Genomic DNA, 26,411 nt, shown 5'->3' on the forward strand with positions numbered 1-26,411 from the left:
AAACTACGAGGATCACTGTAGTTCTTATTACCTATATCTTCTGCAACCAAGCCCATCTTAGCCGATGGGCTTTTTTATATGCGTATCACACGCTCAACTTAACGCCACAGAACCTTATAGAAAGCGAACCTGAGAAATAATGATATTTCTGTGGGTCGTTATTTCTGTGTGACAGGTTCGCTTTCTATGAGGAAATAACGATATGTATTATCCAACTGTAGTAAACGGTATTGATTTTAAAGATTTGGTTTATTTAACAGGAAACGAATCCTCTACTGACACCATGAAAGTTGCAGTGGCTTTTGGAAAAGAGCATAAAGATGTTTTGCGAAAAATGAGGAAAGTCCTTAGCCAATGTTCACCGGAATTTGCAGAGCGCAATTTTACGCTTTGCCATGAAAACAATGAGTTACAAAATGGTAAGCCTCAACCTTTTTATCGGATGACACGGGATGGTTGGACCATGCTAGTGTTCAGCTTTACAGGACAGGCAGCAATGGTATTCAAAGAAGCTTACATAGAGGCGTTTAACTGGATGGCTAATATGATCAAGCTGGGTAAAACCAACCTCGACGCTGAACGCAACGCCTTGATGCTTGAATTTATGAAAGAGAAAGATGTTGCCAGCATGTCGGGGCGCCTACTCAATCGATGGGGTAGAGTAAAGAAGCCGTCACTACTGACTAAACTCGAACGTCTGGCTAAACAATCGCAAATTTCACTTCCTGGGTTGAATGAATGAAGATTAACAGCATATTTGAGCCATTTTCAACGGGTCCTTCCTTCGGATTCATTCACCGAGGGGGGCAGCACACGCGGAAAACGGCTAGTTTTTGAATTTTCATGCTGTCAGCAGCAGGTGTCTTAACTCTCTGTTTATTAAGAAGTAAACAATATTTCAGGTGACAAAATTAATTTTCGGTTGTCACCTCTACCCTCATTAACCTACTGAATTTAATAACTTAAAAGCAAAACCACCTGACAGCGAGAGGTGACGATGTCCAACGTCAGTAATCTTGGCGATGCCTATCACTGGAGCGTCGCAAAGATTGCTGAGGCATTCAGCCTAAATCGCGGCACGGTGCGAAAGCGCTTGCTCGATGCCAACACCCCGATAGCCGCAATGGTGAGAGGAAATCCTGTTTATGCCCTTAAAGATATTGGTCCGGTGCTTTTTACGGTACCGACACTCGATGAGGTTAACGATTTTCAAGATCCCAATAAGATGCCTCCAAAAGAGCGTAAGGATTGGTTTCAGTCGGAGAACGAACGTATCAAACTTGAAACCTCGCTCAAACAACTGGTACCGGCAAGCGATGTGCATCGTGAAATGGCCATGATGATAAAGCTTATCACCCAGGTGTTAGATACTTGGCCGGATAAGCTCGAGCGTGATCGCGGATGGAAACCTACGCAAATCGCAGAGGCACAGAAAGCGGTCGATGAAATCCGTGAAGCGTTATCGGCAGAGTTACTAGGTGCAGAGGACGAATGAATGTACGCATCGGTCGGTACAATACGGCGGGATGTCGCTGAGCTCTTAAAAGCACCTAGGCGGATGCCGGTTGCGGAAGCTGTTCAAAAATATATGCGGGTTCCTTTAGGGGGAGGGAGTTCGTTACCTTGGGAGGCAACATTAACCCCCTATATGATCGAACCGATGAATTGTCTCGCCTCACGAGAATACGATGCGGTGATCTTCGTTGGCCCCGCACGTACTGGGAAAACAGTCGGTCTGATTGATGGGTGGATCGTTTACACCATCGTCTGCGATCCGGGTGACTTCCTGCTTATCCAGATGACCGAAGAAAAGGCAAGGGAGCATTCCAAGAAGCGTCTAGATAGGACCTTTCGTGTCAGTCGAGAAGTCGCGAGAAGAATGAGCCCACGGACCAACGATAATAACGTTCACGACAAAACATTTCGTGCCGGTAACTACTTAAAAATAGGCTGGCCATCCATCAACATCATGTCCTCATCAGATTATAAAAGCGTCGCGCTTACTGACTATGACCGATGGCCTGAAGATATTGACGGCGAGGGTGATGGGTTCTCTTTGGCTTCCAAGCGGACCACCACGTTTATGTCATCCGGGATGACGCTGGTGGAAAGCTCTCCTGGGCGTGAGGTCACCGATACTAAATGGCGTCAAACCTCACCTCATGAAGCGCCCCCTACAACGGGGATCCTCTCGCTCTATAACCGAGGTGATCGTCGTCGTTGGTACTGGCCTTGCCCTGAATGTGGCCACTATTTTCAGCCAGCAATGCCGGTGGTCGAGGGATATCGAAATGATCCTGATCCGGTCAAAGCCAGCGAGTCCGCCCATATCCGCTGTCCGCACTGTTCTTCAATCATCGGCGCGCACAACAAACGGGAATTAAATGGGCGGGGTGTCTGGTTACGGGAGGGGGAGCAAATTGATTGCCGTGGCGTTATCTCTGGAAAAGGAAGGCAATCACGTATCGCTTCCTTTTGGATGGAAGGGCCGGCAGCGGCATATCAAACGTGGGCTCAATTGGTCTACAAGCTGCTGACAGCCGAAATAGAGTTCGAGACAACCGGCAGTGAAGAAACCTTAAAGGCCGTAATTAACACGGACTGGGGATTGCCCTATCTGCCTAAGGCTGCTAGTGAGCAGCGACGTAGTGAGCAGCTTCTCTCGCGTGTTGAAGATTATGAAAAGCGCAGTGTGCCTGAACCAGTCCGTTTTCTACTGGCAGCTGTGGATATTCAGGGTGGTAAAAAGCGTCGATTTGTGGTGCAGATTGTTGGTTATGGCCAGAGCGGTGAGCGCTGGCTGATTGATCGCTATAACATCAAATACTCTTTGCGTTGTGATGAACACGGCGAGTCATTACCGATTCATCCTGGGGCTTTTATTGAGGATTGGGACCTGCTTCTTTCAGACGTCTTACAGAAAAACTATGTGCTCGCAAGGGACTGCAGTAGGCGGATGCCGGTATTGGCGATGGCCGTTGATAGTGGCGGCGAACAAGGGGTCACGGATAATGCCTATAAATTTTGGCGCCACTGTCGTAAAGAAGGGCTACATAAGCGGGTTTACCTGATTAAAGGCGATAGTACGCGCCGGCAAAAATCGATAACGAAAACCTACCCTAACAACACGGAGCGTAGTGATCGCCGTGCTGATGCTCGGGGTGATGTTCCTGTTTACCTACTCCAGACCGATACCTTCAAAGACCAGCTCAATAATACTTTGGCGAGGGACATGCCAGGGGCGGGATATATTCATTTCCCGAAATGGCTGGGGGACTGGTTTTTTGATGAACTAACCTACGAGGAGCGCGGCACTGATGGGAAATGGCGTAAACCGGGTAAAGGAAATAACGAAGCGATGGATCTGTTTTGCTATAGCCATGCTATCGCCACATTGCGAGGTTACGAGCGTATTGACTGGAGCAAACCGCCCGCTTGGGCTGAGTCTCAGGAATACAATCCCAATATTTTTAACGAAGGAACTACTCCGGGGACGGTCATCGTGACAACCATGAAACGAAAAGTTCGACCACAAGAGCCTCCCTCATCGGATAGTCAGATTTTATCCGGGGCAGGGTGGCTCAGTGGAGGTTCCAAAGGCGGGGGATGGATATGACACGAAACGAAATCGAAACCATGTTAGACAAAGTTCGACAGGCCTACCTTGATGCGCTGGATGGGAAAGCTGTCTCATTCACGGGTATCAATGGCCGTGCAGTCACGAATCATGATCCGATAGCGATCCGCCGTGAATTGGACTATTGGGAGCAACGCTACCGTTTGGCATGTGGGCATTCATCTGGCCCCAAACTCGCCAATTTTTTATAGGAGCCACTATGAATTGGCTAGAGAAGGGCATTGCGCTCTTAGCACCAGGATGGGCGCTCGAACGCTCTAAACAACGTCACATCATGAATGCCTATGAGGCGGCCAATCCCTCACGGCTACATAAAGCGAAACGCTCTGGTGGCGGTGCAGATAATGCAATATTCGCCTCAGGTGTCTCATTACGTGAGCAAGCGCGCTGGTTAGATGAAAACCATGACATCGTCATCGGTATTCTCGACAAACTTGAGGAACGCGTTATCGGGGCGCGCGGCATACAAGTGGAACCTCAGCCGTTAACCCTCGATGGGAAGTTACATGAAGAGTTCGCTACCGAACTCGCTAAGCTCTGGTCTGAATGGTCAATACGGCCTGAGGTGACGGGGATGTTCACGCGTGCGGAGATGGAGCGTTTATTACTCCGCTCCGCGCTTCGAGACGGGGAGGTCTTTAGCCAGCTTGTTCGCGGTCCGGTATCTGGCTTAAAGCACGCGACACAGGTGCAATTATCCATTGAAATGCTTGAGGCTGACTACGTACCGATGTCACTTAATCGCACTGGAACTACTCAAATCTGTCAGGGTATAGAGTTAAATACGTGGGGCCGACCTACCGCCTATAACGTTTATAAATACCATCCGGGCAATACCCTGCGTTTGGTGACACAGACGAAACGTATCCCTGCTGAAAACATGCTTCATCTCGCCATGCGAAAGCGCCTGCATCAACTACGGGGCGTAAGCCTACTTCATGGAGTGATTACACGATTAAGTGATATCAAAGATTATGAAGAGTCTGAACGTGTTGCTGCGCGTATCGCTGCCGCCTTGGGGTTTTATATCAAACGAGGTGAAGCCGCCAGCTATCAAGAAAATGAATTTGAAGAGCCTGACAGCAAATATCAGATGTTCGATATTGGCCCTGGGATGATTTTTGATGGACTAAAACCGGGTGAAGATCTGGGGATGGTGGAATCAAACCGACCCAATGTGCATCTCTATGAATTTCGTAATAGCCAGTTACGCGCCGTTGCCGCTGGAACGCGTGGTAGTTACTCAAGCATCTCTCGGGACTATAACGGCAGTTATTCCAGCCAGCGACAAGAGCTGGTGGAGGGATTTGAGGGCTACAACGTGTTGCAAAACTGGTTTGTAGGGCAGCATAGCCGCCCCATCTACCGTGCTTGGATAGATATGCTCAAGCTCTCTGGAATAACTATCCCCGACGATGTCGACCCTTCTTCCTTGTACAACGCCTTGTATCTTGGGCCGGTCATGCCATGGATCGATCCGATGAAAGAGGCCCAAGCGTGGAAAGGGATTGTACGCGGCGGAGCGGGCACCGAATCAGAATGGATCCGCGCGCGAGGCCAGTCCCCACAAGAAATCAGACATCAACGTCTGCGTGAAATCGAATATAACCGCGAACGGCGGCTGATTTTTGACTCAGACGCCGCTAACGATAAAGGAGGTCCATCCAATGAACCAGAAGAGCATTCTCCGCAACCCGCAAGCAAATCTGAACACACATAAAACGCCAGAATCTTGGTATCACATCAATGCCGCAGCACAAGCGACCGACCCAGTAATTATTTATCTTTACGACATGATTGGTCACTGGGGGATCACCGCACAGGCATTTCTTCGCGATTGCCGTGAGGTGGGTGTCTTTGATGCCTCAGCGATTGAACTGCACATCCATAGCCCCGGTGGCGATGTCATGGATGGATTTGCCATCTTCAATTCATTTTCCAGACTGGCTGCTAAGGTGGATATCTACATTGATGGCCTTGCCGCCTCCATGGCATCGGTACTGGCTTGTCTTCCTAATGCCACAGTACATATTCCCGAAAATGCTTGGTTGATGGTACACAAACCTTGGGGTGGGGTGATGGGGGATTCTGACGAAATTCGTGAATATGCCGAGTGGTTAGATCGTAACGAATCGCTCTTATTATCGGCTTACGCCAATAAAACCGGTCTTAGCCACGAAGAGATAGCGGCCATGCTTAAAGAAGAAACTTGGCTAGAGGGTGCCATGGCCATTGAAAAAGGCTTTGCGGATGTGCTCGAGGCTCCTCTAAGCGCTGCCGCACTGATCAATTCGAATAAAATGAAGGAGTTTCATAATATGCCTAAACAGGTTAAGGCACTTATCACACCGCATGCGGCGGCGGAGCAAAATACTTTACCAAATAACAAAGCCCAGACCACGCAGACCCCGAGCGGCTCCACTGTCGATATGGAACAGCTTGCTCAGAGCATTAGCCAGCAACTCCTTGCGGCAAATACTGAGCGGGTGACTGCGATTAAAAATGTGTTCAACCCATTCCCTGCCTTTGCTGCACTGCAAACAGAATGCATCAGTGACCAAAGCTGTACGGTTGATTCGGCGAGAAATCAGTTATTGGCAGCTCTTGCTTCGGGGGTTACCCCTTCAACCGGTTATGCGACTCATCTGCATGCTAGTAATGGCAATGTAGTCGGCGACTGCGTTCGTGCGTCTATTCTGGCCAGAGCAGGGTACGATGAAATCCATAAAGATAACGCTTACAACGGATTAACCCTAAGGGAGCTAGCTCGCGCATCGTTGGCAGATCGCGGTATTGGATTATCAGGACTCTCTCCTATGGCGATGGTGGGCATGGCCTTCACTCATACTCAATCTGATTTTGGCAGTATCTTAATGGATGTTGCACACAAAGCCGCACTGCTAGGGTGGGATGAAGCCGAAGAAACATTCGATCGCTGGACTCGCAAAGGGACATTAACCGATTTTAAAGTTTCCCATCGTGTCGGCTTAAATTCGCTGGCAGCACTTCGAAAAGTACGTGATGGTGCCGAATATAAATACATTACGGTCGACGATAAAGCTGAACCGATCGCACTGGCAACTTATGGCGAACTCTTCTCACTCACCCGGCAGACAATCATTAACGACGATCTGGATATGTTAACCCGAATTCCCGCTGCAATGGGCGGGGCCGCGCGAGCGACGGTCGGCGACTTGGTCTACGCCATCCTAACCGGTAACGGTAAATTGAGTGACGGGCATACCTTATTTAGCGCAGAGCACAATAATGTGATTAAGGCCGCCATGGATATTGAGGGTCTCGATGCAGCACGCAAAATGATGCGCCTGCAAAAGTCTGGTGAACGTGCACTTAATATCCGCCCAGCCTATGTACTCACACCGGTGTCGTTAGAATCACGGGCAAATCAACTCATCAAGTCAACCAGCGTTCCCGGAGCAGAGAGTAATAGCGGTATCAATAACCCAATCCAGAATTTTGCTGAGGTAATTGCCGAACCTCGCCTCGATGCAAGTAGCTCCAAAGCTTTCTACCTCACCGCGGCACAAGGGCGGGATACGATCGAAGTCGCTTATCTCGATGGTGTCGAGGCGCCCTATGTTGAACAGCAAACCGGTTTTACCATCGATGGTGCAGCATTCAAGGTACGAATTGATGCTGGCGTCGCGGCGCTCGATTATCGAGGGCTAGTCAAGTCAACGGGCAGTAACTAAACCGTCTTAGTCAGGCGGTTTTTTTATATCAGAGGGTGGCACACAACTCTCAACTATAATGGAGAATTAGCGATGGCAAAGAACTACTTTCAAGACGGGACAACTCTCGATTGGTGCAATGATACGGGTAAGAAAGTGCTATCAGGACAGGCCGTCATCGTGGGTAACATCGCGGGGGTAGCACTGGGTAATATAGCCGTTGGCGAATGCGGGGTACTGAAAATGACAGGTGTATTCTTATTGAATGCCATACGCGATGAGCCTTGGGGCCAAGGAGTAAAACTCTATCTGACTCAAGAGGGATTACTTACGGCTAAGTCCGACGATGGCGAGAAAGCAGCGGTGAAATATTGCTACGCCGGGGTAGCGTGGACCGATCACCAGATAGGAGAGGAACGCTCGGCAGTTAGGTTAGCTTACTAATGAGCCGTTATGGACAGCGGCTAAAGCGAGCAGATGCCGCGGTCGATCGTGTATTCTCTGAGACTGAGCGAATCGTATTACTGGTCGGTACGGAGAGCAGAGTAATTACTGCTGTACTGGAAAAGCCGGATGGGGAAAGCCAACTTAACGGTGGGGGAAATATTAAACATCTTTCCCCAGCACTCAGTGTGCATACCTCAGATATAACCGGGCTTTTAAAGCGGCATGAGGTACTCATTGGTTCAGAACATTATTGGGTATCTCAAATCGGTACGGATGAAATGGGGCGAACACGTCTTACCTTAGCAACGGGGGACCCAAATCAACCCGTAGCCGATATTACAAAGTGGAGCGGGTGAGATGGCCAGAAAACGCCGTTTACAGCGTGACATGCTGGTGGATATTGATACCCAAGCCTTGTTGAGTATTGCGGTCGCTGTAGGGGCCAACCATAAACAGTATCGTAGTGCTTATTCACGCGCGCTGCAACGCACAGCGGTAACCCTGCGTAAACAGGCGATGGCCAATATAAAAATGGGTCTGGCACCGAGAAGTTTAACATTGGTACGCCAGCGTTTACTGTCTTTTCGATATTCGCGTGGGGCAACGCTGGACGAAGCGAAACTCTGGTTTGGTCTAAATGCCATCAAAGTGAAAGACCTCAAAGGGCGTATTCGAGGCCGTATTCGCCCCCATCATAGCCTACGCGATCCCAAGACGGGGCGTTATAGCCCAGCACGGCGTTCTTCTAATACCGATGTCGGGTTTGAACCTAAAGGCTCATTACTTGAAAGTGCTACCTTTCTAAATGGCGAGGTAGCCCGTGCTCGCGGTAATAACCGGCGAACGGTAGTCATCCGTGATCCACAAACGCGCCGAACTAAAGAGGCCGAGGTCGATATCTACGCGCCTATGCTCGACTACATTGAAGACAATGCGTTTTCTGGAGTGGTGGATATTTTCATGCATCACTTTCAGTCCGATATTAAAGGTCGTGTAAAGGCGAAAATCAGTTAATAAGGAGGTGATATGGCCGATCCTCTCTCACTGGCTGTTTATCACCATGCTGTTATTGAGACATTACGCCAATTACCCTGGGTAGCCAATGCGGACACCTACCCTGAGAACAGAACACAGCTGGTCACACCAGCGATTTATCTCTCTGTCGATAGTTGGAACCCTTGTAGCAATACTAGTGGCCAGCCCAGCGTCACATTATCTGTTTCACTTTTCATCGTGGTTGATCGTTCCAGTGCCACCATTACCAAACCGGATATTTATATTCGTAGCGCGGCTGCAGATTTAACTCAGTGGTTGGATGGGCAACAATTTGGCTTACCTTATATAGAGGGGGCCGAATTTATCTCGGCAGAAGCCGATGCTTTCGATCCTCAATTCGATGATTACTTGGTTTGGCGTATTAGCTTTGAGCAACAAGCGGCTTTTGGTGCCGATCCGTTTGCACAATCTGGGTCGTTACTGAGGGGCGTATGGTTAGGAAAAGCCCCCGATATTGGTATGGGACATGTGATGGATTACCGCAAAATTTATGAGGTAGCTGATGAGTAGCGAGGTGGTAGGTGATTTACAGCGGCGTCTTGCGAATATTGTCCGTCGTGGTGTTATTGAGTCGATTAAGCATGGTGACATCCCTAAATGTCGAGTATCGATAGGTGCACTCATTACGGATTGGTTGCCTTTATGCCAGGGCTTTTCAGGACAATACCGGTCTGATGTTAATCCCTGTTGTATCGGTGATGCCGTAACGGTTTTATCCGAAGCGGGGGATTTAAATAATGGTCGGGTGTTTCCCGGTTGGGCCACAGGAAACAGACCTGTGCCACAGGGTAGAGAGTGTGAGCATATTACTGTGTATGAGGACGGTACCGAAGTTCGCTATAACAGAGAGAGTCATGCCCTCACTATCACCCTGGCAGAGGGCGGAACTTATCGTATTGTCGGCAATGGGACCCTCGATGGTCCAGTACAAATTACCGGCAAATTAACAGTTAAAGGTAAAACCGATCTATTGGCCAATACTCATATCGAAGGAAATCTCACAGCATCGGACGAAATCTCTGATGCCAAAGGAAAGATGAGTGCGATACGAACTACCTACAATGGGCACACGCATCGAGAAACCAACAGTACGACGCGAAAGCCTGATCAACAAATGTAGCCCGCGATAGCGGGTTTTTTTATGCCTGGAGAAATTATGTCAGAACTTCATGGTGTTGAAACCATTGAGCTCACTGCCGGTACTATGGCGGTTACCACAATAAAAACGGCAGTGATTGGCTTAGTCGGTACAGCCCCCGATGCCTCATTCGGGACCTGCGCACGGATCACCGTGGGAACGGAACTCCTTGATAACCTATTGTCATTTGAAGCGGATCAGCCTGGGCGTATTGGTAATCAGTACAAAGTGATCGCCGTAGCCGCCGTACCTGACAACAATATGTCTGAACCGGTCGAATCGTCGGCAGATTATCACTCAGGGATCCTCACACTGACGCTAGGATGTGATGCCGAGGGTGTGGTGACGGCTAAGGCCTGTGAAGTGGTACCGCTGGTGGCTCAGCTCGCTAATAGCAAAATACGCCTATTACCTACTAACGGGCAGGGAGTAGTGATCCCCTTTAGTGTTGAACTTAGCGGCGGAGAGGATGAACCTTATCCGTTAAATACGGCAGTCGTTATGGTAGGCACAAATCAATTACATCGACTGGGAGAGTCGGGAACACTGAAACAAGCCCTAATGGATATTAACGATCAACGTGCTGCGCTAACGATTGTAGTGCGTGTCGAGCAGGACAATGATAAATCGAGACAACGCGCCGCAATACTTAATGGGATGAGAGTATGGAGCCAGAGTGCATCAGTGACGGACTTAACACCTAGGGTACTGATTGCCACCGGCTTTAGCGAAGACGATGCAGTGGGTAAGGGGCTCGAGGCTCAGGCGAATAAACTGCGTGCGGTCGCTTATGTGGATTGCGCCTCAATGGTATCGGCACAAGAAGTCGTACAACGTCGCCAGTTATACGGCGCGCGCGTGGAATTACTCCGCCCCAGAGTATTGGTCACTGATAAAAATGGTGAGAATCGCTATATGCCTTATTCAGCACGAGCAGCAGGTTTACGCGCGAGGATCGATGTTGAAAAGGGCTGGTGGTGGAGTAAATCAAACCAAGATATCTACAACATTATCGGGGTCGAGCAGGCTGATGAATTTATTCTAGGGGAGCCCAATTGCCAAGCCAATCTTCTGAATATGGAAAATATCAGCACCATCATTCGTCGTAACGGATTCAAACATTGGGGTAACCGGCTTTGTACCGTTGATCCGCAATGGCGATTTGAATCAGTGCGCCGTTCAGCTGATGTCATAGAAGACAGCATTCAAGAAACGGTATTGTTGTACAGCGACAGACCCCTCGATCGCGATATCGCAGAGGATATCATTGGGACCATCAACGCTTATATGCGCCAGCTCATTGGGCTAAAAGCTATTTTTGGGGGCGAAGCTTGGCTTGATGAAGAGCTGAATACCCGAGAATCCCTCGCGGCTGGCCAACTGTATATCAATTATGACTTTGGTCCGAAATCGCCGACGGAGCGTATAACCTTACGTGTTCGCGTCAATAAGGATTATGCTATTGAGGAGATGACCAGCTGATGGGAAGCAAAAGCACGTTACGTACCTGGACCTTTTTCGCAAAGGGCATACGTATTCAAGGAGCACATGAATACACTCCACCCGAGTTGAGTATTCAGGTCGCAAACCTTCGAAGCGGGGCACAAGATGCCCCTACGCCGGTAGATGATGGCATGGAGGCGTTAACCTGCCAGGTCAAATTCTGGGGCATTGACACAGATATGCTCGCGCAACTGGGATGTGTTACGGGTCAAAAGTCACGCTTTACCGCCTACGAGGGATACATGAGTAATGGTACCGCGTTGGGCACTACTGAGGAACTCGAAGGATTTATCTCGAAAGTGACTCGAGATGCTCGTTCCGGAGAATCATTGTCAGAAGTCTCGGTTACAGTAGATATAGCACTCAACTACTACAAACAGATGCTGGAAGGACGAGCGCTTATCGAAATAGACACTGAGCGGTTTATTCGTCGGATTAACGGCGTGGATCAGCTAAGCGGGCTGGCCACTAAAATTCGTCTTTAACTAAGTCATTCATATCACTAACGGCCTGAGGGCCGTTTTTTATTGGAGCTGATTATGTACCCAAGTAGTTCGCAAACCATCATCTTGTATACCCCTCTAACGTTAGCTAACGGCGCGCAGTTAACCGAAATAGCGTTAAGAGAACCCACCGTTCGTGACCGTATCCTCCGTGAGAAAGATCGGGGTAGCGAGGGAGAAAAAGACGCTCGCATGCTGGCCTTGCTATGCAACATGAACGAGGAGGATATCTATGCCTTAACGGCAGCCGATTACTTACAGCTCGAGGAGGCGTTTAACGTTTTTATGCTACCGCCAAGCAAGCGTCCGAAACAGAGATCCTCAACGGACTCCGCTTCTTAGGCAAGCATTTGCATTTTCCAATGAGTGATTATCTAGAGATGCCCTTTAATACATTTAAAGACATCCTGTTAGATGAAGTGGAGGCTATGAAACGTGGCGCTCAATCAAAAATTTAAAGCGGTCATCACCTTTGGTGGAAATCTAGATAGCAGTTGGAAACGCTCTACTCAAGGTATCAATAAAGGGATCAAGGATGTTGAAAAGCAAACCCAGAAGCTGACTAAACAGCAACAGACTCTCTCGGCGGAGATCAAAAAAGGTAAACTGGCTGGTAAAAATATCAGCTCACTCAAACGGGACTACAGTACCGTCACGCAAGAGATCAAGAAAACAACACAAGCTCAAGAAGCCCTTAATCGTAAGTTAAAACGTGCTGAGCAATTCAAGCATATTCAAGGTTTAGGTAAAGGACTCTTCTCTAGAGCTAGCCGGATGGCAGGCGCTCTTATTCCAAGTGGTTTAGCATTAGGTGGCGGTAGTCTCATTGCAAGTGCGCTCGGCACGCTCATTACTCCCGCCATACGTAATGCGAAAACTGCTGAGCGAGCAGGGGTTGCTCAGCGTTATGGTGTAGATGTTGAAACGTTTAATGCCTGGGACACAATAGGCCGGGATTATGGTCTCAACGGGGAAAGCTTTGGTTCTATGTTTGAGGAGTATTTGCAAAAAGCGGGGCAGTACAAACAGACCGGTAAGCAGAGGGGGTTAGAAGAAGCGTTTAAGGCACTAGGCTTTAAAGCAGGCGATTTTGCTGGCCTGAAAGATATGGATCAATTTAATAAAATTATCGAGCGCGCGCTGACGTTGGAAGACCCAATGGTCGCCTCCTTTGCCCTCGATAAGCTATTGAGTGGTGAAGCAAGTAAAATCCTCATGCTACTCAAGCAGTCAGGGAAAAGTTATCGTGACGTTATGGAGGAGCAAAAACGTTACCAAATGGTGACCGAGGCCGGTACTCGAGGAGCACAGGAAGGCCAGCAAGCGATATCTAATTTGCAAACGGTGATGTCGTCGGCATTGGATGAAATATCGGGGCAACTGGGTGATCAGCTTTCTCCAAAAATTAGAGCGCTGACGGATGATCTAGCCGATTGGTTCCGAAATGGAGGGATCAATAAAATCGTTCATTTTATGAAGAACGAAATGTATCCCAGCGTACTGAAATTTGGAAGCGGCGTCCTTTTGGTGGGTAAAGTTCTCTATGCTGCGGCGAAAAAACTTTCGTGGTTGTTACCCGACGATATAGGTAATAAAAAACGCTTATTGCAAGCAGTGGCGACCGGAACTCCATTAAAAATTGCCGAAATTCAAGCCAGAGAGGCAGGGTTGGGGGACTGGTTTGCTCAACGGGTTAACTCACCGAAGGTAGTCGATTTCCTGACAAACCAATGGGCTCAAGCCGAAGAGAAGGCAGGATGGCGAGTCACTCGAAATCCCTTCAAAAACGGAGAATTCCAAGAGAGCACAAGCCAGCTATTGCTCGAGTCCATCGATGGTAAATCTAAAAGTGAGCCTTTACCCCTCAGTTGGTTAAGCGAATCCTCCCTAATTCAACCTGAATTATCACCCGCACCTTTCCCTACTCACCATGACAAAACCGCTATTACTGAAGATAACCGCCCAGGGGGTGATAACGATGCTTCCTCAGTAGAAAGAGCTTCTTGGGCGACCTTGATGCAGCATATTACTCAAGCAGAGGGTGCGCCAAAAACTACGGAAATAACGGATCGACGCAAACAGGAATTGAAGATTGAAATCAATGTCAGTGATGAGAAAACCGGTGTATCAATCGCTGACGAAGTGGTTAATCGAGTCAAAGCTGCCGATATTTTTAACGGTAATAACGCGATGTATGACAAAGGAGAGCTTTGGTAATGAGTGGATTCTCTGTACCCGCAGCGGTTGAATATCAGGCAATGACAGCTAAGCGCGAGAGAGTCAGTAATCACTCTAGGGTGATGTTGTTACTCGGTGATTTTGAATTCTCGATTGATATGCTGACTTACAACCAATTAGCGCGTGAGGCCAATTGGCGTTGGAGTGCGCAGGAACGTATAGGGCGTCCAGATCTTTTACAGTACACAGGCAAAACCCGGCGCACAGTGACTCTTCAAGGAGAAGCCCATGCTTTTCTTCACCGTGGTGTGAACGCAATCGATGATCTCTACGAGCTTGCAGATAAAGCTACACCGCTATTGTTGGTCAGCGGAGCCGGTGATGTTCTCGGATATTGGGTAGTGGAGAAATTCAGCGACAGTACCACAAGATTTTTACCTGCAGGGGCTCCGCGACATAAAACCTTTTCGATAGGAATTCGACATTATGGTGACGATTTATCAAACCCGTGATGGGGATATGCTAGATGCCATTTGTGCCGAGCGATACGGTTCAGTTCATCTTGGTAAAACACTCATATTAGTCTTACAAGCCAACCCGGGATTGGCCGATTTAGGCGCAGTCTATGCAGCCGGCGTATCGGTCGTATTACCGGAGCTTCCAGCACAAGCGTCTATCCCGAGTTTCGTGTTATGGGAGTGAAAATTGAAGAAGAGTTCCGACCGGAGTTCAGCATTACTGCAGAAGGAAAGGATATTACTGTTGCAGTCAGACAATGTTTGCAGGAGCTAACCTTAACCGATAATGGCGGTGCTACGGGTAAAGCCGATGAATTACAGATCACCCTAGTCTCTGAATCGCTGACTTTACCTATAAAGGGTGCACGCTTGCAGCTGGCCCTCGGATTTAATGGGGAGTTAGTTAACAAAGGGTGGTTCGTGGTAAGTGGCGTATCGAGCAGTGGCCCACCGCGCAGAATCGTGATTTATGCGACTGCTGCACCGATGAATTCCCAGAAGCACGCCGGTGACGTGCAAAACACTAAAACACGTAGTTGGGATAGTGTCACGCTAGGCGACATTGTGAAAACAGTCGCCTCCGACAATGGTCTATTTCCTAAAGTAACTCATAAATTAACGGATATCGCGATACATCATCTTGATCAGGTGTCGGAATCTGATGCTAATTTCATGACGAGACTTGCCCGAAGTTATAACGCTGTGAGCAAAACTACCGGAGGCTACTGGTTGTTTCTGGAGCAAGGTGCTGCACTAACGGTCAGTGGTAAATTCGTGCCGGAAATAACGTTGCTCCCCAGCCAAGTGACGCATTGGAGCTACAGTGAGGGCCAGAGAGGGGCTACTACCGGTAACACAGTGGCTGGAGATAAAGCAAAGCAAGGAAAAATCGGTGTTAATTACTATGACGAAACGACCGGTAAAACTGTACTGAGCCACACTGAGCATGAGGGGCCCGATCTTGAAAATCCTTACACCCAATCCCACAACGCTCAAGCTGTTCAACAAGCCAATGCGAAAAAAATGCAAGTTAACCGTAATGCACGACGAATGAGTATCTCTGCGCCATGCCATCCAGCACACTTGCCATTGACCGCTGAAGTTCGGCTTATGACTCAAGGTTTTGGGGAAAGAGAAGATAGGTCCTGGGTTATTCAGTCAATAATTTATAGTCTGTCCTCAACAGGGTTATCGGTGGCATTTGAGTTAGTGAAAGACATACAGTCGAAAAGCTCGACTAAGAAGAGCCCTACGACAACCACTGGTATTGATTATTTTAGTAAAACGATAAGTTAGCCCGCCTCGGCGGGTTTTTTTATGAGGAAAATTTATGCAGGGTGTCGATGCTAAAACAGGTAAACGGCTATCGGGGGATGAACATTTACGCCAATCAGTCATTGATATTCTAAGTACCCCTAAAAATAGTCGAGTTCTACTGCGTGAATATGGCTCTGACATTATTGACCTGGTAGATAACCCTCAAGACGAAAGAACACGTATCAAAATCATCTCGGCAACAGCCTCAGCACTAGCAAGGTGGGAGCCTAGACTCAGTGTGAAAAAAATCCAATTAACAGGCATTAGCGAAGGGCACTTTGACTTAACAGTTGAAGGAGTTAATACCGAAACTGGCCAGCAGGTCGTATTTGAGAGGTTAACTATTTATGGCCATCAGTCCTAATCTTATCGATCTTTCCGCCGTGCCGGTACCCGATGCGGTTCAAATCCCAGACGCTCAACATATTTTCGATAATTGGCTCAATAAATTGCGGAGTCTCGATACCATCTATGATGCATTAGTCGAGTCAGATCCTGTTTTTAAGCAAGGCGAAGCAAATACTTATCAAACGGTTCTTATACTGCAGCGCATTAATGATGCGGTCAGAGGAGTATTGCTCGCGAGTGCAACGGGAGCTGATTTGGACCAAATAGGGGCTGGATTTAATGTGTTGCGTAAAGTTATCACTCCTGCAGATCTTAATACTATCCCTCCCACAGCCGCGGTTATGCAAGATGACGAAGAATATCGAGCGCAAATACAGCTTTCGTGGTCACAGTTGAGTACAGCAGGTGCCAGAAATGCCTACCGTTTCTATGCTAAGTCAGCCGATCCAGAAATTTTGGATGTTGAAGCTTATGGACCTAAAGTTCATGGCCGGCCAGGAGAAGTCGATATTTATGTTCTTTCCCGGGCGGGTAACGGTGTTGCCTCCCCACAATTATTAGAAAAGGTTCTTCAAAAATTAAATGAAGATGAAACTAGACCCCTGACAGATTTTGTTTCGGTGAAGAGTGCCAATATTGAGGAGTTCGAGGTCGAAGCGAAGCTCGATATTCCTGATGGACCTGATGCCAAGACAATTTTAGAGTCAGCAAAAAAGGCTCTTGAAAGTTATGTTGCGAAACTTCACCACATTGGTGGTGTGGTCCCCCTTTCAGGTCTCTATCGCGCATTACATCAACCTGGTGTGAGTCGTGTTCATCTAACCCAGCCTACCTCAGATAACGAAGCTCAGCTTGGTACGGCTCCTTATTGTCGGGCAATTTATTTATCATCTTCGTGAGGTGTTAATGTATAAAACCTTACTCCCTCCCAATGCGACAGTGACTGAACGCGCGCTCGAACAAGCCAATGCGGAACAGATCCTCACCATTCCAATTCCTATCAAACAAGCTAAGGATCCAGCCAGTTGTCCGGCTCATTTACTGCCTTGGCTCGCTTGGGAATACGCGGTGGATTATTGGGATCCTAACTGGGAAGAACATCAAAAAAGGCAGGTTATCGCAGATGCTGCCTACGTTCATCAACATAGGGGAACCGCAGGGGCGGTCAGACGTTCGCTAAGTGCCATAGGACTACCGACCACAATTGTAGAATGGTGGCAGGATACACCACGACAACTTCCCTACACATTTCGAATTGAAGTGTATAGCACTGAAGCAGTAACTGCGGAGTTATATGAAACCATTCACAGCCTCTCTGAAAGAGCCACTAATCTGCGTAGCAGCTTAAGCAATATTAGCGTTATTACTGACGTGGGGTCCGAGGGGGTGTTTTATATTTCTGGAGCTGTAACTACGCATATCGACATTGATATTTATGCAGGAGACTCGCATGGATGACTTCTATAGCATTATTACTAACCTAGGGAAAAAGCTCGAAATTGAGGCATTAGCGAGTGACTCAACAATTCGCCTCACTCAGTTTGTCATCGGTGATGCGAGCGGGAAGGCGATAGCTCCTAATACAGCTCAAACCAAACTCATCAACGAAAAGTTCCGAGGAGATATCTCGGCTCTTGTACAGTCTCCGGATCAACATTCGCAACTCATGGCCAAGCTTGTTTTACCGCCAGAAATCGGGGGTTTTACCGTTAGGGAAATTGGACTACTAACCGATAAAGGTGAACTTTATGCTTTAGCTAATTGCGCGGCGATTGAAAAACCTAAAGGCGGTGTGAGTATACATATCCAGTTCAGATTAGCGGTTTCCGAGACGGCGAATATTTCGTTGAATGTGGCAACCGGTGAAGGTTTATTTCTCCGTATTGATCAAGCATTAGAGGAATTAGCTGTACAAGGGCCAGAGATTCAGCAAAGGGCTAGGGAAGCACTGGCGGTATTAGAAGGGAAGGTAGGCAAACGCGGTTTAGTCGAGTTGAGTAATACGATCGATGAAGCAGATGATAAAACAGCCGCTACGCCTAAAGCATTAAGCTCAGTAAAGTCCGTAGCGGATGCCGCGGCCAAATCGGTGAATGACAAGAAACCCGATCCAAAAGGTAATATCCAGCTAGGAAGCGCGGCTGATGCTGAATTAATCGAGTCGGAAGAGACAAGCGCTAAAGGACAGGTGCTTACTGTGGGAGATTTCGGGTTAGGGCTAAAACAAAGTCAGCCGATCTCGATAGATTTTAATACTTATGTGTTTCATAACGGCGCGCATATTCTGCTCGATGTGAGTAACTGCCGAAATGTCCCGCATATCTTAACCGGTGGGCACCTTTATGCATTATGTATAGGTAACGATCACGAACAACGTAGCTGCACTGTTCTATTTATTGATAAAGCGAATATGGCCCGTATTTATATTGGTCTTCGTTCAAGCAAAACTAATGGTTGGAAACTCCTAACGATCGCCAATCAAGATTATGTAAAAAATTATCTCCCCCTGATTGGAGGCAATATAGAAGGTGACCTATCTATCTCGGGAACTCACACCGTCAGTGGTCGAAGTTATATTGAGAAATCCGGAGTAGGGTTAGTTTTTGATAATCAGCGTCAGACTAATGGTTTAAGGGTTGCGGGCTATGGGAACCTAAAAGCTGAGATTTTTCATCTAGAAAATATTGGGCATTACCATTGCTTGGGGATCCACGTAGCAAATGGTGGGGCGAACGGTTGGTTTGAGTTTCGCAATAACGGCGAATTCGTTGCGAATGGCAGTGGGTACTTCGGCGGAAATGTAGTCCTCAACTACGGTGGTCAAAGTCATTGTCTTCAATCAAATGGAGATATTGTAGAAACTCAAGGAAGGGGGAGTGTATTTCGCGCATTTTGGAACGCTACTACCTTACAACAAGCGCTGCAGCACATAACCAACAGAGCGAACGATGCATGGAACAAGAGTCACGACGCACAGGTGAATCGTGTCCAAGATATTAGACTATCAGGCATCGCTTATTTGTACGCCGGTAGGAATACGGGGAGAAGCATAGTTCCTGAAGGCGCCGTTTTCATTGGTTGTGATGTACAGGGTGAATGGGACAATAACGAAGGGTTTTACTATAGCTATATTCAAAAACTTATAAATGGAAATTGGGTAACCGTAGGACGCGCTTAAATGAAATTACTCACTATCAAAAACTTCGAAAAAGTACACCCAAGTACACCTGAGCAGCTAAGGCACTCCGAGGAATGTGGGGTATCTTACTTGCAATCCGCAGATGGCCAAGATTGGTATGAATGCCAAAAGAGGTTTAGGCAAGATACGATGAAGTTGTGCTTTGATGCAAATAACGTCATCCGCATGATAACCCGTGCAGAAACAGGAAATGACATATCTAGTCTTTGGCCAGAAGGAATGAGTGTAACCGAGCTCAAAGATACCCCACAAAATCGCTGCGCTGATATTACAGGGGGGTGGGTCTACATTGATGGAAAAGTCGTGGAAAGAGAGCTAAGCGATGCAGAACGTCTCGAGCGAGCCACCGACCAGCAAAGAAAGTTAATTAAAACCGCTGCAGAGAAGATAGCGCCATTGCAAGATGCCCAGGATCTAGAAATAGCGACTAACGAAGAGATACAGAGATTGAAAGAGTGGAAAAGGTATCGAGTAATGCTTAGTCGGGTAGAGCTGGGTACTGATGCAGTGACATGGCCAGATAAGCCGGCTGACAGCTGAGAAACATTTAGGCTCTTCACACTCATTAACTCCCGCCCATAAAAAAGGCCTTAGACCGAATCTAAGGCTCTTCTCAAGCTTTAAAAATGATATCCAATATTAGTAGGGGGGAGGGTTTTATCTTGATTTAGAATTATTTTTTCTAAAAAATATAAAAATCTAGTCATCGCCAGATGATAATGCTTAATGTAATCAAGCTTTCATTATGGTCGTGTTGGGGTTATGTTGTGAAGTATTAAGTCAGTGTAATCTCTAGGGTAAATCTGTAAATCAAATACTTCGAATGAGTTACTCTCATCAAATAGTAACGAATACTCATTTTCATCATGAGTTTCAAATTGAGCTGAAACATCATCTATACCTAAAGGCTTTAAGAATCTATCGAATGTTTTTTTGTATGATTCCATTATATCAAAATTAACAACTTCATATGAAACCCCTTCAACTAAGTTACTAGATCCATTCATTATTTCACATCCATTTTTACCTACTGCACAATAAATTTTAGCATGGAAATTGTTTTTATTTTTTAATTCCTTGATGATTTTAGACCCTAAGTTAAACCTTACCATTTCATCATAACTATTTTTATTTGTTTTTGAAAATGATTCTTTAAATATTTTTACCTGGCCACTTTTAACTAATATAGATGTTTTTTCATCATCTAACCTATTTATTATCGATAGCCAAGCATCAACTTTTTTTTCGTCGCTTAGAAAAAGATGGCCGACATAAGGAGATATGATATAAACTTTTTTAAAAAGTATATTCCATCGTATTATTAACTTATGAAGCCACGTCATTATATTTGATTTTGTATAAACACCAAATATAACATCTGGTAATGACCTTGCCCCGAATATGTTAACAAGCGCAAAAACATGCTTTTCAAATGATATATTTTCTTGATATAGACTGACAAAGTTGGCTGTATGTTCTTGGCCGCAGTTGCATAAAAAAGGGAATTTTATAAATATATATTTTGGACTCGGTCCCCTAGATTTTCCCAATGACCAATTTATATAACCCCAATATTCTTCTGATATTAACCCCCATTTTTCTTTCAATATTTTAAACGAGATGGTTTCTAAGTTTTGTTCGCATTCATTACAAATGTAAAGTGGGTGGTTAAAGAAATCATAATCGGTTTTCCTGTCTATTAGTATATTGTTCTGATCAATGAAATCGGTTAAAGAAGGTGTTTTTTTATACATCATCTCCTTTTGTTTATCATTATCAAAGTAAAAATCCGTTTTAATGTATTCCAACTTAAATCCAGAGCAATCTGGGTTTGCAATGTTTACCTTGAAGATTTCTTTACAATTATTACAGGTCCCTATTATAACACCATAATCCTCTTCTTCGGGTACAGTTATATTGTACTCTCTAATTGCGGATAAAGATGTATGAGTTTCGTGATATTCGATAGTGACTTCACAGTGAGGGCACTTGCCATGATATTGTAGTGTTTTTTCTCTATCCACTAGCAGGTGTTTTAACTTTCTTAACTTTTCGGTATCTAATTTAAAATTCATTTTATTTTCTTGCGTTGTTAGGTTAAGGCTAAAATTCTATCTTACTAAGTTAAGAAAGAATAACCTAAAAATTAAATCAAATTATAGTATTAATAACTATAATTTCGAGATTTAGTCGAATAATTTTTTTCGTGGAAAATTTCTGTGCTAGGGCTGTTTTCAAGAAATATGCACGCTTTCTGGCATACCTGCCAAAGGAATCCATAAACCTCTGTACTGCCAACAGGGTGAGCCGGAGTAAGCGTTTAATTACCAAGATGGTAGTGATGGCAAATTCAGAATAACGTTTAAGTCGTCTACATGATGTGAGAGCTGCAGACTTATACCATGACTGCGTGGCATCTTAATCCAATCACTGATTTCGAATTTCTGTTTTGCCACAGTAGTACCAATGTTATCAGGATGACAGGAGGTCCGATACTTCCATTAAACTAAAGTTCGATTTATTCAACGAAGCTCTCACCAAAACGAGAATAACTTATGCTAATTTTCAAGCACTTAGTTTAGCTGGTCACTAACCAGTTTTATGGTGATTTTAGTGATAAAAATACGAGGTAGACAATCGGTTATAGAGATAATGTGATCCTACTGCTCCGTAATATCTGATGAGATTTTTGATAGAGTAGGGGGGGCGTTCGACAAACATAAAAAAAGCCTTAGACCGAAATCTAAGGCTCTTCTCAAGCTTCAAAACCAAGTGCATTTCAAGTGCAGATTGTTTTCACTTCTCTGTCTTTTTATCGTCCAACCTATTTCACTAAGTTGTTGATTCTTAATGCACTGTCCTGTCGCTGTCCTACTATATTTGGTGGAGCTGGCGGGAGTTGAACCCGCGTCCAGAATTACTACACCGTCGGCACTACATGCTTAGTCCAGTCTTTACATTCGCCAGTTAGCTGCGGATGGACACGCCACTAACGGACTAGCCTGATTAAGTTTAATGCTTCAACCCCAGGCAGGGCATCCACACGATCTCTTTTGGGTTTGACCTCTCTTGATCCCCGTCCTAAGAGCGGAGGCTAGGGAGAGAGGGCTCTATGCAGGTTATTAAGCTGCTAGTGCGTAGTTTTCGTCGTTTGCGACTATTTTTTTGCGGCTTTTTACGAGGCCAACCGCCCCTCGGCATGCTCCTAGGGCTTCGCGAATCCTGTCGAATCCAGAATCAGCCCCAAGTACTAATACGTAGTGTAGCAGAAAATTACGCTGCTGCACCAGTAATTTAACGATTTGCGTTCTTCATAATACGTGCTTTATCTAACTGCCACTCGCGGTTTTTAATATCATCGCGCTTATCGTGTTCTTTCTTACCTTTCGCTACGCCGATTTTAAGCTTACACCACGCATTCTTCCAATAAAGAGAAAGGGCAACGATAGTGTAGCCTTCGCGGTTGACGCGGCCATACAGTGAATCAAGTTCACGTTGCTTCAGTAGCAGCTTACGGTTACGTGTGGGGTCGCATACCACGTGGGAAGAGGCGACCGTTAACGGCTGAAAGGTGGAACCGAACAGATAGGCTTCGCCATCGCGTAATAAGATATAGCTTTCGCTAATGTTTGCTTTGCCTGCACGTAGGGATTTGACTTCCCATCCCTGTAGTGAAAGCCCCGCTTCAAACTCTTCTTCAATGAAATATTCGTGGCGGGCACGTTTATTCATTGCAATGGTCGCGGAACCAGGTTTGTTTGATTTTTTCTTTGTCATAGTATCCCTATTCTACACCACTTTTTGAAGGCGTCGCTGACTTCCTAATGTAAGAAAGTTAAGTATTGGTGCTATTCTAGCACGCTGATTCCGATTAGACATTTCTGTTTATTTGCTGAAACTGCTATGATCAAGGTGTTTTTTTTAGACCAGGAACTCCTATGGCCCAGATCACTCGTTCAGCGTTGGTCCCTTTCAGCGCGGCTAAAATGTATCAACTTGTCAACGATGTTGATAGCTATCCACAATTTCTCCCTGGCTGCACCGGTAGCAAAATTTTAGAGCAATCCGAGCAGCAGATGACCGCATCGGTCGATGTCTCCAAAGCGGGCATTAGTAAAACCTTTACGACACGTAATACCCTGACAGAAAATCAACGTATTGCGATGCAGCTGGTGGATGGTCCTTTCCGTAAACTTACTGGTGGCTGGAGCTTTACGCCTCTCGGTGACGAGGCTTGTAAGGTAGAACTTAGCCTCGATTTCGAATTTTCGAATATGTTGGTGGAAATGGCCTTCGGTCGCATCTTTAAAGAGTTAGCGAATAACATGGTGAAAGCTTTCAGCGAACGAGCTCAAGAGGTTTATCGTGGCTGATATTCGTGTTGAGGTGGTTTACGCATTACCTGAAAAACAATATCTCCGACCGGTTACCGTGCCAGAAGGCAGTACAATTGAAGAGGCGATCATAGCCTCGGGTCTATTAGAACTGCGCAAAGATATCCAATTAACGGAGAATAAAGTTGGCGTATACAGCCGTCCCGTTAAGCTTACTGATCAGGTTGAAGAGGGAGATAGAGTTGAAATTTATCGTCCACTCTTAGCGGATCCAAAAGAGATGCGTTGTCAACGAGCAGAACGCTCCGCCGCCAATAAAAAATAACAATATCGCTACCCGAACAGTGATCGAGTAGCGAATTGATTTATTTGGTCTTGCTTAAGGCTGGCTTGTTATCGATATTAGTCAGAATACCACTGCTGTTGAAGGTCAACGTCAGAGTTTGTTGCGTGACTTTTTGATGACCTGGCTCTTGACGGAAGACGTAATACCACACATTGCTACCAAAAGGATCGCTCATCATCGGCGTGCCGAGGGTGTAAGCAACCTGCTGCTGTGTCATACCAGTATGAATTTTACTGACATCGGTCGCGACCAAGTAATTACCTTGGTTGATATCCGGGCGATAAACTACACGTTCCAACGTTGAGCAACCGGCGGTGGTTAATAATAGCGCCGCGGTCGCAGCAGTCAGTATTTTACTGCGCATGAATCGTTTCCTTTTTCTTGACCAGTTGCCGACAGGCATAACTTGCCATCACAATAAGTTCACCCTGATCGCAGGGAAGCTAGATGTCGATAATAATAGACCTTACGCCAGATGAAAACCTCTGGCGCAAGATATGACTGTTATACAGAGAAAAAGTGCCCGATTAGGCGGCTAAAAGTTCTTTAGCGTTGGCTAAGGTGTTGCGGGTAACTTCACTGCCCCCCAGAAGGCGAGCTAATTCTTTTAAGCGAGCGGCTTTATCTAAATTCACCATGCGAGTCTCTGTCATCGCACCATCGGTGAGTTTACTAATGTAGAAATGACCATGACCACATCCAGCGACCTGCGGTAAGTGAGTGACGCATAGCACTTGGGTCGACTCGCCTAATTTACGTAACATTTTGCCAACGATGGCAGCAGTTGGACCACTAATCCCGACATCAACCTCATCGAAAATCATGGCAGGCGTTTCCATTTTCTTAGCCGTAATGACCTGAACAGCTAAGGCAATACGCGAGAGTTCCCCACCTGAAACAACTTTACCTAAGGGTTGAAGTGACTGCCCCGGGTTTGCCGAGACGAGAAACTCGATACTGTCAGCACCCTCGGCGGTAAGTTTCTCTGGCGCGTGGGTAATCACGATATCGAACTGACCATGCGGCATCGCGAGCTGCTGGATAGACTCGGTGATCAATCCTGCTAATTCGCTGGCGAAGTGCTGCCGTTGCGAAGAAAGTTGTTCAGCCACTGCCACTGCACGTTGATGATAATGGGCGACTTCGGCAGTCAGTTGCTCGATATCCGACTCTACATTCTCTAACTGCGAATATTCATCCAACAATTGTTGATGCGTACTGTACAGTGTTTCCGGCGTGACATGGTGTTTGCGCGCGAGTGAAACATAACGAGATAGCCGCTGTTCTAGGCCTTGCAAACGATTAGGGTCTAAATCGATCGCTTCATGATAATGGCGTAGCTCATCGCTCATTTCGCTCAATAAAATAGCGGCATTATCCATCATGCCCTGCACGGGAGCTAAGCGATCATCCAACGAAACCAGTTCTTGTAAAAGCTGTTGAGATTGGTAAACAAGAGACTGTAAAGAGGCCTCTTCACTCTCAGAAACCAAATGGACAATTTGTTGGCTTAACGTAATACGTTGGCCACTGCTGGCAAGTTGTTTGTACTCTTCGTCGATTTGCTGATATTCGTCTTCAACCGGCGCAAACTTATTGAGTTCTTGTAATTGATAATCAAGCAACTCACGGCGTGCCGCGCGATCATTTTTTTGTTGTGTAAGAGCCGCAAGATGGCGACAGCTTTTGTGCCAGTGATTATAAGCATCACGCATTGCTTCAAGCAGTGAGGGATGGTGGCTGTAAGCATCGAGCAAAGTACGTTGATGATCGGCCTTTAGCAGGAGTTGGTGGGCATGTTGGCCGTGGATTTGAATAAGCAATTGGCCCAGTTCACGCAATTGTGAGAGAGGGACTGCCGTACCATTGATAAAGCCGCGTGAACGGCCATCGGCACTGATCACTCGACGCAGCAAACATTCACCTTGGTCATCGAGATGATTATCAATTAACCACTGTTGAGCGGAAGGCGATTTTTTAAGCTGAAATCTGGCACAAATATCTGCACGTTGCGCTCCTGGACGAACGGTGTCGGCGTCAGCACGGTTGCCTAAACATAATCCTAAGGCATCGATTGCGATAGACTTACCCGCACCGGTTTCGCCAGTGATGGCTGTCATACCCTGTTGGAAATCGATATCCAGTTCGCGAACAATAGCAAAATTACTGATAGTAAGTTGTGCCAGCATATAATC

29 protein-coding genes, 1 other RNA gene and 1 pseudogene are annotated in these 26,411 nt (G+C 46.5%); 25 read left to right on the forward strand and 6 right to left on the reverse strand.

Going from position 1 to position 26,411, the window contains the following annotated elements:
* Positions 1–202: 202 nt before the first annotated feature.
* From HGT71_RS05910 to HGT71_RS06020, 23 genes are all read left to right on the forward strand, one after another.
* Positions 203–742 (forward strand): Rha family transcriptional regulator, encoded by a 540-nt coding sequence (locus HGT71_RS05910; protein ID WP_214216999.1) that lies wholly within the window; start codon positions 203–205, stop codon positions 740–742.
* A gap of 255 nt (positions 743–997) precedes the next feature.
* Positions 998–1,495 carry a DUF1441 family protein gene (locus HGT71_RS05915; RefSeq protein WP_214217000.1) on the forward strand — a complete coding sequence of 166 codons (498 nt, stop codon included), beginning with the start codon at positions 998–1,000 and terminating at the stop codon, positions 1,493–1,495.
* A complete protein-coding gene (locus HGT71_RS05920; protein WP_214217001.1) occupies positions 1,496–3,616 on the forward strand; it encodes a phage terminase large subunit family protein in 2,121 nt (706 codons plus the stop codon).
* Positions 3,613–3,828, forward strand: a complete 216-nt coding sequence (locus HGT71_RS05925; RefSeq protein WP_214217002.1) for a hypothetical protein — start codon at positions 3,613–3,615, stop codon at positions 3,826–3,828. Before HGT71_RS05920 ends, HGT71_RS05925 begins: the two co-directional genes overlap by 4 nt.
* A gap of 8 nt (positions 3,829–3,836) precedes the next feature.
* A complete protein-coding gene (locus tag HGT71_RS05930) occupies positions 3,837–5,357 on the forward strand; it encodes a phage portal protein (protein WP_214217003.1) in 1,521 nt (506 codons plus the stop codon).
* Positions 5,305–7,350 (forward strand): ClpP-like prohead protease/major capsid protein fusion protein, encoded by a 2,046-nt coding sequence (locus HGT71_RS05935; protein ID WP_214217004.1) that lies wholly within the window; start codon positions 5,305–5,307, stop codon positions 7,348–7,350. The genes HGT71_RS05930 and HGT71_RS05935 overlap by 53 nt, the downstream gene beginning before the upstream one ends.
* A 72-nt stretch (positions 7,351–7,422) precedes the next feature.
* Positions 7,423–7,773: a DUF2190 family protein gene (locus HGT71_RS05940; RefSeq protein WP_214217005.1), complete on the forward strand. Its 351-nt coding sequence runs from the start codon at positions 7,423–7,425 to the stop codon at positions 7,771–7,773.
* Positions 7,773–8,132, forward strand: a complete 360-nt coding sequence (locus HGT71_RS05945) for a head-tail joining protein (RefSeq protein WP_214217006.1) — start codon at positions 7,773–7,775, stop codon at positions 8,130–8,132. The genes HGT71_RS05940 and HGT71_RS05945 overlap by 1 nt, the downstream gene beginning before the upstream one ends.
* Before the next feature lies 1 nt (position 8,133).
* Positions 8,134–8,790 (forward strand): hypothetical protein, encoded by a 657-nt coding sequence (locus HGT71_RS05950; RefSeq protein WP_214217007.1) that lies wholly within the window; start codon positions 8,134–8,136, stop codon positions 8,788–8,790.
* A gap of 12 nt (positions 8,791–8,802) precedes the next feature.
* Positions 8,803–9,342, forward strand: coding sequence for a hypothetical protein (locus HGT71_RS05955; protein WP_214217008.1), 540 nt, complete (start codon positions 8,803–8,805; stop codon positions 9,340–9,342).
* Positions 9,335–9,952 (forward strand): phage baseplate assembly protein V, encoded by a 618-nt coding sequence (locus HGT71_RS05960; RefSeq protein ID WP_214195415.1) that lies wholly within the window; start codon positions 9,335–9,337, stop codon positions 9,950–9,952. Before HGT71_RS05955 ends, HGT71_RS05960 begins: the two co-directional genes overlap by 8 nt.
* 36 nt (positions 9,953–9,988) lie before the next feature.
* Positions 9,989–11,452, forward strand: coding sequence for a phage tail sheath C-terminal domain-containing protein (locus tag HGT71_RS05965; protein ID WP_214217009.1), 1,464 nt, complete (start codon positions 9,989–9,991; stop codon positions 11,450–11,452).
* On the forward strand, positions 11,452–11,958 hold the full coding sequence (locus tag HGT71_RS05970) for a phage major tail tube protein (RefSeq protein ID WP_214195413.1): 507 nt from the start codon (positions 11,452–11,454) through the stop codon (positions 11,956–11,958). The genes HGT71_RS05965 and HGT71_RS05970 overlap by 1 nt, the downstream gene beginning before the upstream one ends.
* 54 nt (positions 11,959–12,012) lie before the next feature.
* Positions 12,013–12,318 (forward strand): phage tail assembly protein, encoded by a 306-nt coding sequence (locus HGT71_RS05975; protein ID WP_214217010.1) that lies wholly within the window; start codon positions 12,013–12,015, stop codon positions 12,316–12,318.
* Between the two features lie 93 nt (positions 12,319–12,411).
* A complete protein-coding gene (locus HGT71_RS05980) occupies positions 12,412–14,193 on the forward strand; it encodes a hypothetical protein (protein ID WP_214217011.1) in 1,782 nt (593 codons plus the stop codon).
* A complete protein-coding gene (locus HGT71_RS05985; RefSeq protein WP_214217012.1) occupies positions 14,193–14,666 on the forward strand; it encodes a phage tail protein in 474 nt (157 codons plus the stop codon). Before HGT71_RS05980 ends, HGT71_RS05985 begins: the two co-directional genes overlap by 1 nt.
* On the forward strand, positions 14,641–14,856 hold the full coding sequence (locus HGT71_RS05990; protein WP_214217013.1) for a tail protein X: 216 nt from the start codon (positions 14,641–14,643) through the stop codon (positions 14,854–14,856). Before HGT71_RS05985 ends, HGT71_RS05990 begins: the two co-directional genes overlap by 26 nt.
* The gene (locus HGT71_RS05995; protein ID WP_214217014.1) at positions 14,847–15,968 is read left to right on the forward strand and encodes a contractile injection system protein, VgrG/Pvc8 family; all 1,122 of its coding nucleotides are present in this window, start codon (positions 14,847–14,849) and stop codon (positions 15,966–15,968) included. Before HGT71_RS05990 ends, HGT71_RS05995 begins: the two co-directional genes overlap by 10 nt.
* 34 nt (positions 15,969–16,002) lie before the next feature.
* Positions 16,003–16,353, forward strand: a complete 351-nt coding sequence (locus tag HGT71_RS06000) for a GPW/gp25 family protein (RefSeq protein WP_214195407.1) — start codon at positions 16,003–16,005, stop codon at positions 16,351–16,353.
* Positions 16,337–17,236: a baseplate assembly protein gene (locus HGT71_RS06005; protein ID WP_214217015.1), complete on the forward strand. Its 900-nt coding sequence runs from the start codon at positions 16,337–16,339 to the stop codon at positions 17,234–17,236. The genes HGT71_RS06000 and HGT71_RS06005 overlap by 17 nt, the downstream gene beginning before the upstream one ends.
* A 7-nt stretch (positions 17,237–17,243) precedes the next feature.
* Positions 17,244–17,795, forward strand: a complete 552-nt coding sequence (locus tag HGT71_RS06010; RefSeq protein ID WP_214195405.1) for a phage tail protein I — start codon at positions 17,244–17,246, stop codon at positions 17,793–17,795.
* The gene (locus HGT71_RS06015) at positions 17,788–19,515 is read left to right on the forward strand and encodes a phage tail protein (RefSeq protein WP_214217016.1); all 1,728 of its coding nucleotides are present in this window, start codon (positions 17,788–17,790) and stop codon (positions 19,513–19,515) included. Before HGT71_RS06010 ends, HGT71_RS06015 begins: the two co-directional genes overlap by 8 nt.
* Complete coding sequence (locus HGT71_RS06020; protein WP_214217017.1) at positions 19,516–20,076, forward strand: tail fiber assembly protein; 561 nt, start codon at positions 19,516–19,518, stop codon at positions 20,074–20,076.
* Positions 20,077–20,279: 203 nt separating this feature from the next.
* On the opposite strand, the gene HGT71_RS06025 is transcribed toward HGT71_RS06020, so the two are convergent.
* The 4 genes and pseudogenes from HGT71_RS06025 to smpB form a co-directional block, all read right to left on the reverse strand.
* Positions 20,280–21,611 (reverse strand): phospholipase D-like domain-containing protein, encoded by a 1,332-nt coding sequence (locus HGT71_RS06025; RefSeq protein ID WP_214217018.1) that lies wholly within the window; start codon positions 21,609–21,611, stop codon positions 20,280–20,282.
* 196 nt (positions 21,612–21,807) lie between these two features.
* A pseudogene (locus HGT71_RS15775) lies at positions 21,808–21,951 on the reverse strand (transposase); the annotation flags it as partial.
* Between the two features lie 466 nt (positions 21,952–22,417).
* Positions 22,418–22,781: a transfer-messenger RNA gene (ssrA, locus tag HGT71_RS06030) on the reverse strand.
* A 49-nt stretch (positions 22,782–22,830) separates the two neighbouring features.
* The gene (gene smpB, locus HGT71_RS06035; RefSeq protein WP_048912487.1) at positions 22,831–23,313 is read right to left on the reverse strand and encodes an SsrA-binding protein SmpB; all 483 of its coding nucleotides are present in this window, start codon (positions 23,311–23,313) and stop codon (positions 22,831–22,833) included.
* Positions 23,314–23,474: 161 nt separating this feature from the next.
* On the opposite strand from smpB, the gene HGT71_RS06040 reads away from it, so the two are divergent.
* Entirely contained in the window at positions 23,475–23,909 is a 435-nt protein-coding gene (locus HGT71_RS06040) for a type II toxin-antitoxin system RatA family toxin (RefSeq protein WP_048912486.1), read from the forward strand.
* A complete protein-coding gene (locus HGT71_RS06045) occupies positions 23,899–24,195 on the forward strand; it encodes an RnfH family protein (RefSeq protein WP_214217323.1) in 297 nt (98 codons plus the stop codon). Before HGT71_RS06040 ends, HGT71_RS06045 begins: the two co-directional genes overlap by 11 nt.
* A 40-nt stretch (positions 24,196–24,235) precedes the next feature.
* Here the strand turns inward: HGT71_RS06045 and bamE are convergent, their stop codons facing one another.
* Together bamE and recN are read right to left on the reverse strand one after the other, a co-directional pair.
* Complete coding sequence (gene bamE, locus HGT71_RS06050; protein ID WP_092676385.1) at positions 24,236–24,580, reverse strand: outer membrane protein assembly factor BamE; 345 nt, start codon at positions 24,578–24,580, stop codon at positions 24,236–24,238.
* A 163-nt stretch (positions 24,581–24,743) separates the two neighbouring features.
* Complete coding sequence (gene recN / locus HGT71_RS06055; RefSeq protein ID WP_214217019.1) at positions 24,744–26,405, reverse strand: DNA repair protein RecN; 1,662 nt, start codon at positions 26,403–26,405, stop codon at positions 24,744–24,746.
* Between the last annotated feature and the right edge of the window lie 6 nt (positions 26,406–26,411).

Source organism: Rosenbergiella epipactidis (genome assembly GCF_018494055.1).
Taxonomy (GTDB): domain Bacteria; phylum Pseudomonadota; class Gammaproteobacteria; order Enterobacterales; family Enterobacteriaceae; genus Rosenbergiella; species Rosenbergiella epipactidis.

What these genes read in the sequence shown, in the direction of transcription:
- HGT71_RS06040 (WP_048912486.1), top strand. Translation starts at nt 23,475, where the DNA reads ATGGCCCAGATCACTCGTTCAGCGTTGGTCCCTTTCAGCGCGGCTAAA.
- HGT71_RS05940 (WP_214217005.1), top strand. Translation starts at nt 7,423, where the DNA reads ATGGCAAAGAACTACTTTCAAGACGGGACAACTCTCGATTGGTGCAAT.
- HGT71_RS05950 (WP_214217007.1), top strand. Translation starts at nt 8,134, where the DNA reads ATGGCCAGAAAACGCCGTTTACAGCGTGACATGCTGGTGGATATTGAT.
- HGT71_RS05920 (WP_214217001.1), top strand. Translation starts at nt 1,496, where the DNA reads ATGTACGCATCGGTCGGTACAATACGGCGGGATGTCGCTGAGCTCTTA.
- HGT71_RS05970 (WP_214195413.1), top strand. Translation starts at nt 11,452, where the DNA reads ATGGGAAGCAAAAGCACGTTACGTACCTGGACCTTTTTCGCAAAGGGC.
- HGT71_RS05975 (WP_214217010.1), top strand. Translation starts at nt 12,013, where the DNA reads ATGTACCCAAGTAGTTCGCAAACCATCATCTTGTATACCCCTCTAACG.
- HGT71_RS05910 (WP_214216999.1), top strand. Translation starts at nt 203, where the DNA reads ATGTATTATCCAACTGTAGTAAACGGTATTGATTTTAAAGATTTGGTT.
- bamE (WP_092676385.1), bottom strand. Translation starts at nt 24,580, where the DNA reads ATGCGCAGTAAAATACTGACTGCTGCGACCGCGGCGCTATTATTAACC.
- HGT71_RS05935 (WP_214217004.1), top strand. Translation starts at nt 5,305, where the DNA reads ATGAACCAGAAGAGCATTCTCCGCAACCCGCAAGCAAATCTGAACACA.
- HGT71_RS06025 (WP_214217018.1), bottom strand. Translation starts at nt 21,611, where the DNA reads ATGAATTTTAAATTAGATACCGAAAAGTTAAGAAAGTTAAAACACCTG.
- recN (WP_214217019.1), bottom strand. Translation starts at nt 26,405, where the DNA reads ATGCTGGCACAACTTACTATCAGTAATTTTGCTATTGTTCGCGAACTG.
- HGT71_RS05945 (WP_214217006.1), top strand. Translation starts at nt 7,773, where the DNA reads ATGAGCCGTTATGGACAGCGGCTAAAGCGAGCAGATGCCGCGGTCGAT.
- HGT71_RS05960 (WP_214195415.1), top strand. Translation starts at nt 9,335, where the DNA reads ATGAGTAGCGAGGTGGTAGGTGATTTACAGCGGCGTCTTGCGAATATT.
- HGT71_RS06000 (WP_214195407.1), top strand. Translation starts at nt 16,003, where the DNA reads ATGCAGGGTGTCGATGCTAAAACAGGTAAACGGCTATCGGGGGATGAA.
- HGT71_RS06010 (WP_214195405.1), top strand. Translation starts at nt 17,244, where the DNA reads ATGTATAAAACCTTACTCCCTCCCAATGCGACAGTGACTGAACGCGCG.
- HGT71_RS06020 (WP_214217017.1), top strand. Translation starts at nt 19,516, where the DNA reads ATGAAATTACTCACTATCAAAAACTTCGAAAAAGTACACCCAAGTACA.
- HGT71_RS05990 (WP_214217013.1), top strand. Translation starts at nt 14,641, where the DNA reads ATGGTGACGATTTATCAAACCCGTGATGGGGATATGCTAGATGCCATT.
- HGT71_RS05965 (WP_214217009.1), top strand. Translation starts at nt 9,989, where the DNA reads ATGTCAGAACTTCATGGTGTTGAAACCATTGAGCTCACTGCCGGTACT.
- HGT71_RS05995 (WP_214217014.1), top strand. Translation starts at nt 14,847, where the DNA reads ATGGGAGTGAAAATTGAAGAAGAGTTCCGACCGGAGTTCAGCATTACT.
- HGT71_RS06005 (WP_214217015.1), top strand. Translation starts at nt 16,337, where the DNA reads ATGGCCATCAGTCCTAATCTTATCGATCTTTCCGCCGTGCCGGTACCC.
- HGT71_RS06015 (WP_214217016.1), top strand. Translation starts at nt 17,788, where the DNA reads ATGGATGACTTCTATAGCATTATTACTAACCTAGGGAAAAAGCTCGAA.
- HGT71_RS05955 (WP_214217008.1), top strand. Translation starts at nt 8,803, where the DNA reads ATGGCCGATCCTCTCTCACTGGCTGTTTATCACCATGCTGTTATTGAG.
- HGT71_RS05930 (WP_214217003.1), top strand. Translation starts at nt 3,837, where the DNA reads ATGAATTGGCTAGAGAAGGGCATTGCGCTCTTAGCACCAGGATGGGCG.
- smpB (WP_048912487.1), bottom strand. Translation starts at nt 23,313, where the DNA reads ATGACAAAGAAAAAATCAAACAAACCTGGTTCCGCGACCATTGCAATG.
- HGT71_RS05985 (WP_214217012.1), top strand. Translation starts at nt 14,193, where the DNA reads ATGAGTGGATTCTCTGTACCCGCAGCGGTTGAATATCAGGCAATGACA.
- HGT71_RS05915 (WP_214217000.1), top strand. Translation starts at nt 998, where the DNA reads ATGTCCAACGTCAGTAATCTTGGCGATGCCTATCACTGGAGCGTCGCA.
- HGT71_RS05925 (WP_214217002.1), top strand. Translation starts at nt 3,613, where the DNA reads ATGACACGAAACGAAATCGAAACCATGTTAGACAAAGTTCGACAGGCC.